16 protein-coding genes are annotated in these 15,327 nt (G+C 72.0%); 12 read left to right on the top strand and 4 right to left on the bottom strand.

The features are described from left to right. The 7 genes from ABD295_RS08900 to ABD295_RS08870 all read left to right on the top strand — a co-directional run. Positions 1–680: HNH endonuclease signature motif containing protein (locus ABD295_RS08900; RefSeq protein WP_344303334.1), on the top strand; the 680-nt coding region annotated here is incomplete at its 5' end. 100 nt (positions 681–780) lie between these two features. Then, on the top strand, positions 781–1,197 hold the full coding sequence (locus ABD295_RS08895; RefSeq protein ID WP_344303333.1) for an SRPBCC family protein: 417 nt from the start codon (positions 781–783) through the stop codon (positions 1,195–1,197). Between the two features lie 23 nt (positions 1,198–1,220). Beyond that, entirely contained in the window at positions 1,221–2,816 is a 1,596-nt protein-coding gene (locus ABD295_RS08890) for an FAD-binding oxidoreductase (RefSeq protein WP_344303332.1), read from the top strand. An 81-nt stretch (positions 2,817–2,897) separates the two neighbouring features. After that, positions 2,898–3,302 carry a TOBE domain-containing protein gene (locus ABD295_RS08885; protein WP_425574018.1) on the top strand — a complete coding sequence of 135 codons (405 nt, stop codon included), beginning with the start codon at positions 2,898–2,900 and terminating at the stop codon, positions 3,300–3,302. Next, complete coding sequence (gene modA, locus ABD295_RS08880) at positions 3,299–4,084, top strand: molybdate ABC transporter substrate-binding protein (RefSeq protein ID WP_344303330.1); 786 nt, start codon at positions 3,299–3,301, stop codon at positions 4,082–4,084. Before ABD295_RS08885 ends, modA begins: the two co-directional genes overlap by 4 nt. A gap of 4 nt (positions 4,085–4,088) precedes the next feature. Then, positions 4,089–4,880 (top strand): ABC transporter permease, encoded by a 792-nt coding sequence (locus ABD295_RS08875; protein ID WP_344303329.1) that lies wholly within the window; start codon positions 4,089–4,091, stop codon positions 4,878–4,880. Beyond that, complete coding sequence (locus tag ABD295_RS08870) at positions 4,877–5,938, top strand: sulfate/molybdate ABC transporter ATP-binding protein (RefSeq protein WP_344303328.1); 1,062 nt, start codon at positions 4,877–4,879, stop codon at positions 5,936–5,938. Before ABD295_RS08875 ends, ABD295_RS08870 begins: the two co-directional genes overlap by 4 nt. On the opposite strand, the gene chrA is transcribed toward ABD295_RS08870, so the two are convergent. Continuing rightward, on the bottom strand, positions 5,935–7,275 hold the full coding sequence (gene chrA, locus ABD295_RS08865) for a chromate efflux transporter (RefSeq protein WP_344303327.1): 1,341 nt from the start codon (positions 7,273–7,275) through the stop codon (positions 5,935–5,937). The two genes, ABD295_RS08870 and chrA, sit on opposite strands and share 4 nt — an antisense overlap. A gap of 63 nt (positions 7,276–7,338) precedes the next feature. On the opposite strand from chrA, the gene ABD295_RS08860 reads away from it, so the two are divergent. The 3 genes from ABD295_RS08860 to ABD295_RS08850 all read left to right on the top strand — a co-directional run bounded on the left by ABD295_RS08860 (position 7,339) and on the right by ABD295_RS08850 (position 10,282). After that, a complete protein-coding gene (locus ABD295_RS08860; protein ID WP_344303326.1) occupies positions 7,339–7,887 on the top strand; it encodes a hypothetical protein in 549 nt (182 codons plus the stop codon). 69 nt (positions 7,888–7,956) lie between these two features. Then, positions 7,957–8,673: a YcnI family copper-binding membrane protein gene (locus tag ABD295_RS08855; RefSeq protein WP_344303325.1), complete on the top strand. Its 717-nt coding sequence runs from the start codon at positions 7,957–7,959 to the stop codon at positions 8,671–8,673. A 10-nt stretch (positions 8,674–8,683) separates the two neighbouring features. Continuing rightward, a complete protein-coding gene (locus ABD295_RS08850) occupies positions 8,684–10,282 on the top strand; it encodes a copper resistance CopC/CopD family protein (protein WP_344303324.1) in 1,599 nt (532 codons plus the stop codon). On the opposite strand, the gene ABD295_RS08845 is transcribed toward ABD295_RS08850, so the two are convergent. Both ABD295_RS08845 and ABD295_RS08840 read right to left on the bottom strand, forming a co-directional pair. Continuing rightward, positions 10,283–11,152 (bottom strand): hypothetical protein, encoded by an 870-nt coding sequence (locus ABD295_RS08845; RefSeq protein WP_344303323.1) that lies wholly within the window; start codon positions 11,150–11,152, stop codon positions 10,283–10,285. A gap of 2 nt (positions 11,153–11,154) precedes the next feature. After that, positions 11,155–12,135, bottom strand: coding sequence for an aldo/keto reductase (locus tag ABD295_RS08840; protein WP_425574017.1), 981 nt, complete (start codon positions 12,133–12,135; stop codon positions 11,155–11,157). 126 nt (positions 12,136–12,261) lie between these two features. On the opposite strand from ABD295_RS08840, the gene thrS reads away from it, so the two are divergent. Beyond that, a complete protein-coding gene (thrS, locus tag ABD295_RS08835; protein ID WP_425574016.1) occupies positions 12,262–14,262 on the top strand; it encodes a threonine--tRNA ligase in 2,001 nt (666 codons plus the stop codon). A gap of 3 nt (positions 14,263–14,265) precedes the next feature. Here thrS and ABD295_RS08830 read toward each other — a convergent pair whose 3' ends face one another. Beyond that, a complete protein-coding gene (locus ABD295_RS08830) occupies positions 14,266–14,736 on the bottom strand; it encodes a GNAT family N-acetyltransferase (protein WP_344303321.1) in 471 nt (156 codons plus the stop codon). 21 nt (positions 14,737–14,757) lie between these two features. On the opposite strand from ABD295_RS08830, the gene ABD295_RS08825 reads away from it, so the two are divergent. Next, positions 14,758–15,303 carry an HIT family protein gene (locus tag ABD295_RS08825; protein ID WP_344303320.1) on the top strand — a complete coding sequence of 182 codons (546 nt, stop codon included), beginning with the start codon at positions 14,758–14,760 and terminating at the stop codon, positions 15,301–15,303. Positions 15,304–15,327 lie beyond the last annotated feature (24 nt).

Raw genomic sequence — 15,327 nt, 5'->3', positions numbered from 1 at the left:
TCGGGGTGCTCGCCGACCCCGCCCACGCCGCCGCGCTGCTCGCCGCCGGCACCCAGACACCCGCCGCGGAGACGCCCGGCGAGGAGACGCCCGGGGCGGGGTCGCCCGGCGCGGAGACGCCCGGGGCGGGGTCGGGGAGGGCCGCGAGGCGGTCACGGCGGGGTGTGCACCTGTTCGTCCATGTCACCGAGCAGTCCCTGCACGGTGCGCTCGGGGGTGAGGTCGCCCGGGTCGAGACCACCACCGGTGGCGCGGGCCGCCCGGTGCTGGCCCAACAGGTCGCCAACTGGTGCGGCCGGCCCGAGACGGAGGTGAGGGTCACCAAGGTCATCGACCTCAACCAGCCCGTGAGCGTCGACCGGTACGAAGTCGGCGCCCGGATGGCCCTGCGGGCCGCCCTGCGCGAACCCACCTGCGTGTTCCCCTGGTGCTCCCGACCAGCCCGACAGTGCGACAAGGACCACTGCACGCCCTACGCCGAGGGCGGCGAGACGTGCGACCACAACCTCGCCCCGCTGTGCCGGCGACATCACCGGCTCAAGACCCACACCGCCTGGACCTACGAACGCCTGCCTCTCGACATCGGCTGGCGCTGGACCGACCCCCACGGCCTGACCTACCTCCGCGACCACCACGGCACCAGACGGTCGTCGCTCAAAGCCAGGCCGCGCGCGGCCTAGGTGGACCTCGTCGATCGACTGCACCCACATCCACCCGGGTACGAGCGATCGTCGTCGACCGAGGGCTGCGCGGGTAGCAACGCTGATCGAAGATGTCCACATGACTGACCCCCTTGTTGTCGAGCAGCACGTCGCGGCAGCGCCGGAGGCGCTGTGGTCCGCGTGGACGTCGGCGGAGGGGCTGGCGCGATGGTGGTGGCCGCACCTGCCGGATGCGACCTACGGGGTGGACGGCAAGCCTGGTGGGAGGTACCGGATCGAGTCCACCGCGGCGGGGATCGGTGTGCAGGGTGAGTTCCTGGAGGTCGAAGAGCCGCATGGGCTCGTCCTCACCTGGCAGTGGCTCGAGGCCGGTGTCCCCGGGCCTGTCGACCGCGTCGCCGTCGAGCTGATCCGCGACGGCGACGGCACCTTGGTCCGGGTCACGCACCTGATGAGCGAAGACCAGACGCACGACGGCTACCGCGTGGGATGGACTGACGTGCTGAACCGGCTGGCGAGTCGTCCGGCTGAGTGAGACGAAGGCCTTAACGTGACCTCGTGACCAGTGTCAGTCGTCGTGGCGTGCTGGTCGCCGGAGCACTCGGGACGCTGGCGGCCTGCTCGACCGACTCCCCGTCCCCGACCACACCGACCCCGACCACACCGTCCCCGACCACCTCGAGCACGACCCCGACGTCCGCGGGCTCGGCGAGCGCCAGCGCGACCGCGACCTCGTCGGCAGCCGCGGCTCCGACAAAGGCCGACTGGGCACAGCTCGGCAAGAGCGTCCAGGGGACGTTGAGCCTGCCGTCGGACGCGACGTACGACCAGGTGCGCCTCACCGAGAACCGGCGGTACGACGGCGAGAAGCCGCTCGCCGTGCTGTCGGTCCAGGACGCGAAGGACGTGGCCGCGGGGCTGGCGTTCGCGCAGGACCACGCGATTCCGGTGGCGGTGCGGTCGGGCGGGCACAGCTATCCCGGGTGGTCCGGCGGCGGGAACCCCAAGGCGCTCGTCATCGACTGCCGGCCCATGAACGCCGTCAGGGTCGGCAACGGCTCGGTGACCATCGGGTCTGGTGCCGCGCTGGCGAGCGTCTACGACACCGTCGGCAACGCCGGCCGCGCGATCGCCGCGGGCTCCTGCGCGACCGTCGGCATCGCCGGGCTGACCCTCGGCGGGGGAGTCGGCGTGCTGACCCGGGCCCTCGGGCTCACGGCCGACCAGGTCACCTCGATGGAGGTCGTCCTGGCCGACGGGTCGATCAAGACCGTCAGCGAGCAGAGCGAGCCCGACCTCCTCTGGGCCCTGCGCGGCGGAGGGGGTGGTCACCTCGGCGTGGTCACGTCGTTCGAGCTGACGACGGCGGCCGCGCCGACGCTGCAGACGGTCTACCTCCAGTGGCCGATCTCGGCGGCCGAGCAGGTGATCGAGGCCTGGCAGTCGTGGGCGCCCCGCGCCGACGCGCGCCTGTGGTCGACCCTCAAGGCGCTCGGCGGCCAGAAGCACGGCAGCGGCCCCGTCCTGCTGCTCTCGGGCACCTGGACCGGTCCTCCGGGATCGTTCGACCAGCAGCTGTCCGGGCTGCTCGACCACGTGCCCCCGCCCGGGACGGACACCCGCGGCTCACGGAGCTACCTCGACGCGATGCTGTCGTACGCCGGCTGCTCGTCGATCCCGATCGACCGCTGCCACACGGGACCCGGCGGCTCGCTGACCCGGGAGGCGTTCGCCGCCACCTCGCACGTCGTCTACGACCCGCTCGACGCGGGAGGCACCAGTGACCTGCTCGACCAGGTGCAGGCCGCGCAGGACTCGGGCCTGCTCGAGGCGGGCATCTCCATCGACGCGCTGGGCGGCAAGGTCCGCGACGTCGACAGCGACGCGACGGCCTTCGTGCACCGCAAGGCACTCGCGACCGTGCAGTACACCGCGACCTTCCCCCCGGGAGATGCGAAGACCGCCGACTCCTTCGTGCGGGGCTTCCGCGCCGCCATGACCCCCCACTGGGGCAATCACGCCTACGTCAACTACGCCGACTCCTCGATCAGCGACTACCAGGACGCCTACTTCGGGGCCAACGCCGACAAGCTGGCACATGTGCGCGCGACGTACGACCCCGATGGGTTCTTCACCCAACCGCAGGACTTCTGACATGTTTCGTGACGTCCGGCTAGCGGCACCTCCTCAACCTCCGGCGCTTGGCGCTGTTCCAGCCGCAGGTGCGGCGCTAGCATGTCCCTCGTGCCGCATTTGAGGGTTCGTGACGCCGCTGCCTACCTCGGCGTCAGCGACGACACCGTGCGCCGCTGGATCGACCGGGGTCTCCTGCCGGCGACCACCGACGACACCGGCCGCAAGGTCGTCGACGGGTACGACGTCGCGCGCGTCGCCAGGGAGCACGCCAGCCTCCCGGGCCCTCCCGGCGAGCGGGCCAGCTCGGCGCGCAACCGGTTCGTCGGTCTGGTCACCGAGCTCAAGGTCGACACGGTGATGGCGCAGGTCGAGCTGCAGTGCGGTCCGTTCCGGGTGGTCTCGCTGATGAGCAGCGAGGCCGTCCACGACCTCGGCCTGGAGCTCGGCTCCGTCGCCGTCGCTGTCATCAAGTCCACCAACGTGGTCGTCGAGGTCGAGCGATGAGGCGCGTGCCGACCCTTGCCGTCGCCTTGGTGACGGTGCTGGCCATGGGCGGCTGCGGATCCGGCAGTGGCGACGACGGTGGCGAAGACGGCGGCGACGACGAGGGCGCGACGCTCACCGTCTACGCCGCCTCCTCGCTAACCGCGACCTTCGAGCAGCTCGGCGACGCCTTCGAGGCCGACCACGACGGCGTCGAGGTGGAGCTCAACTTCGCCGGCTCCTCCGACCTCGTGGCCCAGATCCAGGAGGGCGCGCCCGCCGACGTCTTCGCGTCGGCCGATGAGGCCAACATGGAGAAGCTGACCGCGGAGGACCTCCAGGGTTCCGCGCCGGAGGCCTTCGCCTCCAACACCCTCGAGATCGTGGTGCCACCGGGCAACCCGGCCGGCATCGAGTCCTTCGACGACCTCACCGAAGCAGAGCTCAACCTCGTCGTCTGCGCCCCCGAGGTGCCCTGTGGTGCCGCCGCGGCCAAGATTGCCGAGTCGGCAGGCGTGACGCTCACGCCGGTGAGCGAGGAGCAGTCGGTTACCGACGTCCTCGCCAAGGTCACCTCGGGCGAGGCCGACGCCGGGCTGGTCTACGTCACCGACGTCAGGGCCGCCGGCGACGGCGTCGAGGGCTTCGAGTTCGAGGAGTCCGCGGCGGCGGTCAACGTCTACCCGATCGCGACTGTCGCAGCGAGCGAGAACGCCGAGCTCGCCCAGCAGTTCGTCGACCTCGTGCTGAGCGACGAAGGTCAGCAGGTGCTTGCCGACGCCGGCTTCGCGCCGGCGCCGTGAGGCCATGACCGATCCCCGCCGCCGGGTCGGCGTACCGACCTGGATCTACGTCCCCGCGTTGGCGGGCGCGGCCTTCGTGCTGCTCCCGTTGCTCGCGATCGTGCTGCGCACGCCTTGGAGCCGGTTCCTCGACCTGATCACGTCCGAGGCCTCTCGGGAGGCGCTGCTCCTGAGCCTGCGCACCTCGGCGACGAGCACGCTGCTGTGCGTGCTGTTCGGCGTGCCGATGGCGACCGTCCTGGCGCGCAGCGAGGGCCGCTGGCTCGGCGTCGTCCGGTCTCTGGTGCTGCTGCCGCTCGTGCTGCCGCCGGTCGTGGGCGGCATCGCGCTGCTCTACACCTTCGGGCGACGCGGGCTGCTCGGGGAGACCTTCGAGGTGCTCGGCGTGCAGGTGGCGTTCTCGACGACGGCGGTGGTGATGGCGCAGACCTTCGTGGCGCTGCCGTTCCTGGTCGTCTCGCTCGAGGGTGCGCTGCGCACGGCCGGTCAACGCTTCGAGGTCGTCGCCGCGTCGCTGGGGGCGAGCCCGACGACGGTCTTCCGGCGGGTGACCCTGCCCATGGTGCTGCCAGGGCTGGTGTCGGGGGCGGTGCTGGCGTTCGCGCGGGCGCTCGGCGAGTTCGGGGCGACGATCACCTTCGCCGGCAGCCTGCAGGGCGTCACCCGGACGCTCCCGCTCGAGATCTACCTGCGTCGCGAGACCGACGCGGAGGCCGCCGTCGCGCTCTCCCTGGTGCTCGTGGTGGTCGCCGTGCTCGTCATCGGTTTCGCACGCCAAGGGCGGAGCGCACTATGACGCTGCTCTACGACGCCGGCGTCACCGACCGCGGCGTCGACGTCTCGTTCGAGGTGGCCGAAGGCGAGACGGTCGCGCTGCTCGGCCCCAACGGCGCGGGCAAGTCCACGGTCCTCTCGGTGATCGCCGGCTTGCTGCGCCCCGACCGCGGAGAGGTGGTGCTCGACGGGCGGGCGCTGACACGACGGCCCAGCAAGGGAGCGGCGCCTGAGGCGCAGGTGCCGCCGCACGACCGGCACGTCGCGCTGCTGGCCCAGGAGGCGCTGCTCTTCCCGCACCTCGACGTGCGCGACAACGTCGCCTTCGGGCCGCGGAGCCGAGGTCTCGGACGGGAGCCGTCGCGGGGGGTCGCCGACCGATGGCTCGCCGAGGTCGGCGCCAGAGACCTGGCCGCTCGGAAGCCGGGCGAGCTGTCCGGCGGTCAGGCGCAACGGGTGGCGGTGGCGCGGGCGCTCGCAGCGGAGCCCCGACTGCTGCTGCTCGACGAGCCGATGGCCGCGCTCGACGTGGCAGTGACACCTGCCTTGCGGCAGATGCTGCGCCGGGTGCTGGCAGACCAGACCGTCGTGCTCATCACCCACGACGCCTTGGACGCGCTGCTGCTGGCCGATCGAGTGCTCGTCCTGGAGGGTGGCCGTGTCGTCGAGGAGGGCCCGTCGGCGCAGGTGCTCGCCCAGCCACGCAGCGCCTTCGCCGCGCAGCTCGCCGGGCTCAACATGCTCACCGGCATCTGGCGCGACGAGATGGTGGTGACCGAGGACGGCCGTACGCTTGCGGGCCAGGCCCTCGACCCCGTGCCGACGACTGGTGACGCCGTGGTCGCGGTCTTCCGCCCGCACACTGTCTCGATCTTCCTCGAGCCGCCCGGTGGCAGCCCCCGCAACGTGCTCGCGGTGTCGGTCACGGACGTCGAGCCCCAGGCGGGGCACGTCCGGGTGCGCGCCGGCGACCTCACCGCCGACGTGACCGCGCGAGCGGTCGCCGAGCTCGACCTGGCGCCCGGCACGCCGGCGTACTTCGCCGTCAAGGCGAACGAGGTGTCGGTCTACGCGACCTAGAACGCGTAGTGCGCCACGATCCCGGCGAGGGCGCAGACACCGAGGACCCGCAGCACGCTCCACCTCAGGCGGAAGACGAGGAAGCACGCGAGGCCGGTGATCGCGAGCGGCGCCCACTGCACCGAGTCGAGGTGGGGGTACTCCAGGTCGAGCGGCCCGGTCGTCACGCGGCCCGTGGAGCCGAACAAGGTGTGCAGCGCGAAGAACAAGGCCAGGTTGGCGATCACCCCGACCACGGCGGCGGTGATGCCGGCCAGCGCGGCGGCGAGCGACCGGTTGCCGCGCAGTCGCTCGACGTAGGGCGCCCCGAGCAGGATGAAGAGAAAGCTCGGTACGAAGGTGACCCAGGTGGTGAGCAGCGACGCCACGATCCCGGCCACCCACGGGTCCAGCACGCCGGGATCGCGGTAGGCGCCGAGGAAGGCCACGAACTGCACCACCATGATCAGTGGTCCCGGGGTTGTCTCGGCCAGAGCCATCCCCCGGATCATCTCGCCGGGCGCGAGCCAGCCGTAGACGTTCACTGCTTGCTGGGCCACGAACGCCAGCGCGGCGTAGGCGCCGCCGAAAGTGATCAGGGCGGTGCCGCCGAAGAAGAGCCCTTGGTCGACGTACACGCTGTTCGCCCCGAGCAGCACGGCAGCCAACGCCACGGGCAGCGACCACGCGAGCAGCCCGAGCACCAGGATCAGCGCGGTACGACGCGGTGACGGGGGCTCGTGGTGGAGGGCGTCGTCAGCCACGAGCGGGGGAGGCCCGTCGTCCGGGGCGACGGCGCGGGCCAGGGGGACACCGCGGCGGCCGACCAACCAGCCGGCGACCGCTGCTGCGCCGATCACGAGAGGGAAGGGCACGCCCAGCAAGGTCAGGGCCACGAACGACGCGAGGGCGATCACCCACATCGCCGGGCCGGTGAGGCCGCGCCTGGCCACCCGCCACAGTGCCTGGACGACGATCGCGATCACCGCGGGAGCCAGACCGAGGAAGACGGCGGTGACCACGCCGGTCTCGCCGTAGGCGACGTAGATCCCCGACAGCGCCAGGATCGCCACGACGCCCGGCAGCACGAACAGCGTCCCGGCGACGAGGGCGCCACGTACGCCGTTGAGCAGCCAGCCGACGTACGTCGCCAGCTGCTGCGCCTCGGGGCCGGGCAGCAGCGTGCAGTAGGACAGCGCGAAGAGGAACCGCTGCTGCCCGATCCAGCGCCGCTCGTCGACCAGCGTGCGCTGCATCACCGCGATCTGGCCGGCCGGTCCGCCGAAGGTCTGCAGCGAGATGAGGAACCACGCCTTCGTCGCCTCGCGGAGCGACACGACATCGCGGCTGCGGTCCACGCCGCCATCCTGCCGGTCTGGTCCGGTGCCCCGAGCAGGCGGTCCACACGGATAATGAGCGACGTGAGCGCACGGACCGGTCTCGCCGCCCTCGAGGTGTGGCTGCTGACGGTCGTCGCGCACTCGCTGGCAGGCGGCGGGATCCCGTCGTCCGCCTGGTTGCTCGTGGTCGGCGTCCTCGTGCTGGTCGGCACGGCGTGCGTGATGCGGCTCCGGGTCCCGATCTGGGTCGCCGCAGGGGCTGTCGCCGGCGCGCAGCTGGGACTGCACGTGGCGCTGACCGCTTCCGCCCCCGCCTCCGCGGCGCCCATGGCCGGGCACGTCCACCCCGGGCACCCGATGCCGATGACGGCGGGCGGAGCGTCACTGCTCGACGGGCTGTCGACGCAGATGGTGCTGGCGCACGTGCTGAGCGCGCTGGTCACCGGCTTCGTGTGGTGGCTGCGCCGCCGCACCGTCGAGCACGTGCTGCGCCTGGTCGCGCCGGTCGGCGCCCTGGTGTGCCGGCACGCCCCCCGACTCCCGAGCCGGCCGCGCTCGCGGCCGCACACGCGTCCCTGGTTGCTGGGCGACCCCGGCCGGGCTCCGCCGCGGGCGCTCGTCGCCGCCTGACCCCGCCCCGGGTGCTGGGTCCGGCCGGTGACGCCTGCCGTCGTCCCCACCCAGCAACCAAGGAGCACCATGTCCCTGCGACACCCACGCGCGCTCGCGCGGCCCGCAGCCGTCGCCTCGGCCGCCTGCCTCGTCGTGCTCGCCCTCGCCGCCCCGGCGTCGGCGCACGTCACGATCACGCCCGACACCACCGCTGCCGGCGCCTTCGCGGTGCTGACCGTCAGCGTGCCGCACGGCTGCGACGGCTCGCCGACCACGAGCGTCGCCATCCAGATGCCCGAGGAGGTCAACGCGGTGACCCCGACGCGCAATGCGCTCTACGAGGTCGAGAAGGAGATGCAGCAGCTCGACCCGCCCGTCACGGACGCGCACGGCAACGAGATCACCGAGCGGGTCGCGACGGTCACCTACACCACCGACGAGCCCCTGCCGGAGGGCTACCGCGACTCGTTCGAGCTGTCCCTGCAGATCCCGGACGCGGAGGGCACCACCCTGGTCTTCCCGGTCGTGCAGACCTGCGAGGACGGCGAGTCGGCGTGGATCGAGGTGCCGGCCGACGGGCAGAGCGAGGACGACCTCGAGCTGCCGGCGCCGGGCTTCACGATCACCCCGTCCGAGGGAGACGGCCACGGCGACGAGGCGGAGGGGTCCGCCGACGAGCCCGCGGCCACCGACACCGAGGACGGCGACGCCGGCAACCTGCTCGCCGGGGCCGGCCTCGGCGCCGGCATCGTGGGCATCCTGCTCGGCGGCGCAGCGCTTGCCCGGGGGCGTCGACAGAGTTGATCGGTCAGGCGTGACGTCGACGACGGCTCGGTCGCGGTGGTGGGGAGTCTTCCTCGCCGCCGCGGCTGCGGCCGTCCTGACCCTCGGGACCGCCGCGCCGGCGAGCGCCCATGCGCAGCTGGTCAGCACCACGCCCCAAGAGGGCGACGTGCTCGATGCCGCGCCCGAGGAGATCCTGCTGACCTTCAACGAGCCGGTGCTGTCGGTGCCGGAGGGCGTCACCGTGTTCGACGCCGCCGGAGACGTGGTCGCTTCCTCGGCTGCCACGCGCGACACCGACCTGGTCGTCACCCTCGACACGGAGGTGGCCGACGGGACCCTGGTCGTCGCCTGGCGCGTCGTGTCGGCCGACGGCCACCCGATCGCGGGCTCGTTGACCTTCTCGGTCGGCGCGCCCAGCGAGTCGGTGGCGGCCCCCGGCGCAGACCAGACCGCAGACGGCGTCCCGATCGCGTTGAGCATCACCCGCGCGGCGGCGTACCTCGGACTGCTGTTGTCGGTCGGCCTGCTGTGGTTCGGGCTGCTGGTGGCCCGGGGCTCCCACGACGGCGGCGGACGGCGGACCCGGCTCGCCGCCGCCGGAGCCGCGGTCGCCGCCGTCGGCTGGATGGTCGGGCTGCCTCTCACCGGCGCCTATCAGCGCGGCGTCGGACTGGACGAGGCCTTCGCGTCCGCGACCTGGCAGACCCTGCCGGGGGAGGAATACCTCGTCTCGCTCCTGGTCTCGGCCGGAGTGCTCGGCGCGCTGATGATCGGGGGCCGCACCGGGGCGCTCGCCGGGCTCGTCGCCGTCAGCGCGCCGGCCCTGACCGGCCACACCCGGGCGGCCGAACCCGTCGCCCTGTCGGTGCTCGCCGATGCTCTGCACCTGGTGGCCGGCGCGATCTGGCTCGGCGGCCTAGTGGGTCTGGCGCTGACGCTCCCCGGCCTCGCCGCCGAGCCCGGAGCGCGGCTGATCGGCCGGTTCTCGACGCTGGCAGCCGGTGCGCTCGCGACGCTGGTGGCGGCCGGCTCCTTCATGGCGTGGCGGATCGTGGAGTCGTGGGCCGGCCTCGTCGACACCGGGTACGGCCAGCTGCTGCTGGTCAAGGTCGCGATCGCTGCGGTCGCGGTCGCGATCGCGGCCGGCAACAGGTTCGTGCTGCTGCCGCGGGCCCGGGCAGGTGGCGGCGTGCGCGCGCTGCACCGCGCGGTCGCGGCCGAGGCGGTCGTGCTGGTCGCCGTCTTGTCGGTCACCGGGTTCCTCGTGAACAAGAGCCCGGAGGGCCCGCCGTCAGCGGCAGATCCTGCGGCCAGCACGGTCCAGCAGGCCCCACTCGGTGACCTCAGCGTCCTCGCCACGCTGACGCCGGGGGAGAGTGGGCAGAACCAGCTGTCCATCCAGCTCCAAGACGCCGAAGGCGAGCCGGCCGAGGGCAGCCAGGCCCCGGTCGTGTCCGTGTCGTCCCACGACGTCGACCTCGGTGATGTCGCTCTCCGCTCGACCGGGGCGGGGACCTACTCAGGCGAGGTGCTGCTCCCGACGTCAGGGGAGTGGCAGGTCCAGGTGTCGCTGCGGCTCGACGAGTTCACCAATCCCGTCGGGGTGCTGTCCTTCGACGTCGGGTGATCAGTTGGGGACCTCGACGCGCACCGGCACGGTGTGCAGGAAGTCGTCGACGCGCACCTGCACGAAGAACAAGTAGGGACCCGGCTGGGCCAGCTCGGTGACGAAGGTCAGCTGCGTACCGCCGTCGCCGCGAGCGCCCCGACCCGTCGGGTGCAGGTGGACCACGGAACCGTCGGACTCGGAAATGCCGACGACATGCGCCTGGGCGCCGAGGTAGCTCCCCAACACGACGGGATGGCCGCGGGCGTCGGTGACGACGAGGTCGAGGCGCCCGTCGGGTCCCGCGCGCAGCCCCGGCCCGGCCTGCACCTCGATGACGCCGTCATCGTTGGTGCTCCCCACGTCAGGGGGCGCATGCGTCCAGTCGCCGCCGACCACCGCCGAGCGCCCGAGCATCACGTGGTCCCCGCTGCCCGCCTCGTCCCGCGCCACGAACTCCGTGACCACGCGATAGACGCCCGGCTCGGGCAAGGTCACGGTGCCCGACCAGGTGCCGTCGCCGGCCTGCGTCGGGTGCAGGTGCCGGAAGACGGCGAGGTCGTCACGGACGACGTAGAGGTGGAGGTCCTTGGTGTGGTCGGGCAGGTAGTCGGTCACCGGCGCGCCGTCGTACCGCTCGATCTCGAAGGAGACCTCGCCCGGCTGACCCGGGGTCTCGGGCAGCTGGATGTGGCGCAGGGTGTAGCCGACCTCGTTGCCCCTGGTGCCGTCGCCCACCAGCATCGACACGCCGTCGTGGGAGTGGTCGTGCCCGGCAGTGGGGGACCGCGAGGCCTGGGACTGTGGGCGAGCCGCCGGCACGGCTGGGCTGCACGCGCTGAGGACGACTGCGGCCAGGCAGACCGCGGGCGCGACCTGGTGCACCCGCACGGTCAGCTGTAGCCGGAGGGCAGCCGGGGCGTGTACGACGCCTCGAGCGCCTCGGCCTCGTCGTCGGTGAGCTCCACGTCGAGAGCGGCGACGGCGTCGGTCAGGTGGTGCTCCTTGGTGGGACCCACGATGGGTGCGGACACGACCGGGTTGCGCAGCACCCAGGCGAGGGCCACCTGGGCCATCGGCACGCCGCGCGACTCGGCGACCTGCTGCACGGCCGACACGATCGGGGCGTTGGACTCGTCGTCGTACCTGCGCTGCAGGTCGTCGGTCCCGGCGCGCTGGGTCGTCTGGGCGTCCCAGGGACGGGCGAGCCGGCCCTTCGCCAGCGGGCTCCACGGGATGCTGCCGACTCCCTGCGACTCGAGCAGCCCGAACATCTCCCGCTCCTCCTCGCGCTGGAGCAGGCTGTACTGGTTCTGCATCGACACGAAGCGCGTCCAGCCGCCGAGGTCGGCCGCGTGCTGCATCGCCGCGAACTGCCACGCCCACATCGAGGAGGCGCCGAGGTAGCGCGCCTTGCCGGCCTTCACGACGTCGTGCAGCGCCTCCATCGTCTCCTCGACCGGGGTGTGGGGGTCGAAGCGGTGGATCTGGTAGAGGTCGACGTGGTCGGTGCCGAGCCGCCGCAGCGACGCGTCGACCTGCTCCATGATCGCCTTGCGCGACAAGCCCGAGCCGCCGGGACCGCCGTGCATCTCGAAGAAGACCTTCGTGGCGAGGACGACGTCCTCCCGGCGGGTGTACTCCTTGATGGCTCGCCCGGTGATCTCCTCCGAGCTGCCGCGCGAGTAGATGTTCGCGGTGTCCCAGAAGGTGATGCCGAGCTCGACGGCCTGCCGGAAGACGGGCGCCGCCTCCGCGTCGTCGAGCGCCCAGCCGTGCGCGTGCTCGCCGATGCCGAAGCTCATGCAGCCGAGCGCGATGCGGCTGACCTTCAGGCCGGAGGATCCGAGTCTGGTGTAGTCCACGGCTGCCATCCTGCCGCGTCGTGGCAAGGTCGAGCGCGCTGGTGGCTGCCCGGACGACCACCTGCGCACTCGACTCGCCCCGGTCGCCGGTCCCTGCCTGACGGGGACCGACAGGCTCGTCGTTAGGCTTCCATCGTGTCTGTGATCAAGGTCCACGTCCGCACTGCCGAAACGACTGCGGAGCAGGTGGTCGGGACGGGCACGAAGGCGTGGGAGCTGTTCCGTGACGACGCCGCCGTGATCGCGGCGCGGGTCGGGGGAGTGCTGCGCGACCTGAGCCACGAGCTGTCCGACGGCGACGAGGTCGAGGGCGTCGCGATCGACAGCGCCGACGGCCACGACATCCTTCGGCACTCGACGGCCCACGTGATGGCGCAAGCGGTGCAGGACCTCTTCCCCGACGCCAAGCTCGGCATCGGGCCACCGGTCGAGAACGGCTTCTACTACGACTTCGACGTGGAGACGCCGTTCAAGCCCGAGGACCTCGACGCCATCGAGAGCCGGATGCGCAAGATCATCAAGGAGGGCCAGCGGTTCTCCCGCCGGTCGGTCTCCGATGCCGAGGCACTCGACGAGCTGAAGGACGAGCCCTACAAGGTCGAGCTGATCGGTCTCAAGGGCGCGGGCGCCACGACGGGCTCGACCGCCGAGGCCGTGGAGGGTGCGAGCGTCGAGGTCGGCGCGGGCGAGCTGACGATCTACGACAACGTGCGCCGTGACGGAGAGGTCGCCTGGGGCGACCTGTGTCGCGGCCCGCACCTGCCGACCACCAAGCGGATCCCGGCCTTCAAGCTGATGCGGTCCGCCGCGGCGTACTGGCGCGGCGACGAGAAGAACAAGCAGCTCCAGCGCCTCTACGGCACCGCCTGGGAGTCCAAGGAGGCGCTCGACGCCTACCTGCACCGGCTCGAGGAGGCCGAGCGGCGCGACCACCGCAAGATCGGCCGCGACCTCGACCTCTTCTCCTTCCCCGACGAGATCGGGTCCGGCCTGGCGGTGTTCCACCCCAAGGGCGGCGTCATCAAACGGGTCATGGAGGACTACGTCCGCCAGCGCCACATCGAGGAGGGCTTCCAGTACGTCGGGACGCCGCACATCTCGAAGGAGGGGCTGTTCCACACCTCGGGCCACCTGCCCTACTACGCCGACACGATGTTCCCGCCGATGGAGTTCGAGGGCGCGAACTACTACCTCAAGGCCATGAACTGCCCGATGCACAACCTGATCTTCAGGTCGCGCGGGCGGTCCTACCGCGAGCTGCCGCTGCGCCTCTTCGAGTTCGGGTCGGTCTACCGCTACGAGAAGTCCGGCGTCGTGCACGGCCTCACCCGGGTCCGCGGACTGACCCAGGACGACTCGCACTCCTACGTCACGCCGGAGCAGGCCCCGGGCGAGATCAAGCACCTGCTGTCCTTCGTGCTCGGACTGCTGCGCGACTTCGGCCTCGACGACTACTACCTCGAGCTGTCGACGCGCGACGACTCCAAGCCGGACAAGTTCGTCGGCTCGGAGGAGGACTGGGCGACGGCCACAGCGGTGCTCGAGGCGGCGGCCCGTGAGACCGGGCTCGAGCTGGTGCCCGACCCCGGTGGTGCCGCGTTCTACGGACCCAAGATCTCGGTGCAGGCGCGCGACGCGATCGGGCGGACCTGGCAGATGTCGACGATCCAGTACGACTTCAACCAGCCCGCCGGCTTCGAGCTGGAGTTCCAGGCCGCCGACGGCACCCGCCAGCAGCCGGTGATGATCCACTCGGCCAAGTTCGGCTCGCTCGAGCGGTTCTTCGGCGTGCTGGTCGAGCACTACGCCGGCGCGTTCCCTCCGTGGCTCGCGCCGGTGCAGGTCCAGGGCATCCCGATCGCCGAGCGGCACAACGACTACCTCTACGACGTCGCGCGGCGCATGCAGGCGGCCGGGGTCCGCGTCGAGGTCGACGAGTCCGACGACCGGATGCAGAAGAAGATCCGCAACGCCCAGCTGCAGAAGGTGCCGTTCATGGTCATCGCCGGTGACCAGGACGTCGAGGCCGGCGCGGTCTCGTTCCGCTACCGCGACGGACACCAGGAGAACGGCGTACCGATCGACGACGCGATCGCGCGGGTCCTGGCGGCGGTGGAGGCGCGGGAGCAGGTCTGAGCCTCAGACCGCCTTCGTGTACCTCCGGCACGGCGAGATGAAGCTCTCGCCGAGCGCGACCACCGGGTAGTCGAGGTCGCCCTCGTCGGTCCAGCCCTGCCGCTCGTAGAACCGCCGCGCACGCGCGTTGCCACGCGCGACCGCGAGCCAGGCGACCTCGTGGCCTCCCGCTGCGACCTGCCGCTCGCCCTCGGCCAGCAGCAGGTCGGCGACGCCGGTGCCGAAGGCGGTCGGGGCGACGTACACCTGCTCGACCTCGTCACCGGTCACCATCACGAAGCCGACCACCGAGCCGTCCCGCTCGGCGACGACGGTGTCGTCGACGCGGCCGGGAGCGCGGTCGTGGAAGGCGGCCAGCGTGCGGCGCTCGGTGAGTCCGTCGGGGACGTGGCCGGGGTGGGTGACGTGCCAGCCCGCGTGCCAGATGTCGGCCACCGTGGCCATGTCGTCGGGGGTAGCGGGCCGCAGGTGCATGGCTCACTACTATCGCAAGCGATGAGTGACGACGAGCGCCGGCCCCGACGAGACGGTCCTGGCGAGCCCGATGGCCTCGAACGGCTCTGGACCCCGCACCGGATGGCCTACATCCAGGGCGAGAACAAGCCGGCGGACGCGTCGTCGGGGGAGTGCCCCTTCTGCCGCATCCCGCGCGAGGACGACGGCCTCGTCGTACGCCGGGGCGCGCTGGCCTACGCCGTGCTGAACCTCTACCCCTACTCGCCGGGCCACGTGCTGATCTGCCCCTACCGGCACGTCGCCGACTACACCGACGTCAGCCACGCCGAGAGCGACGAGATCGCCGACCTCACCCGGCAGGCGATGCGGACCATCCGGGCCGTGTCCGGCGCCCACGGGTTCAACCTCGGGATGAACCAGGGGGCGGTCGCGGGCGCCGGCATCGCCGCGCACCTGCACCAGCACGTCGTCCCGCGCTGGGCCGGCGACCAGAACTTCATGCCGATCATCGGGCGGACCAAGACCCTGCCGGAGCTCCTCGACGAGACCCGGGCACTGCTCGAGGCGGCTTGGGTGGCCGACTAGGTCTACCGGGGCAGGGCGGGCTCA

The organism is Nocardioides bigeumensis (assembly GCF_039531755.1).
GTDB lineage: Bacteria > Actinomycetota > Actinomycetes > Propionibacteriales > Nocardioidaceae > Nocardioides > Nocardioides bigeumensis.
This window is presented reverse-complemented; position numbering and strand designations above follow the sequence as displayed.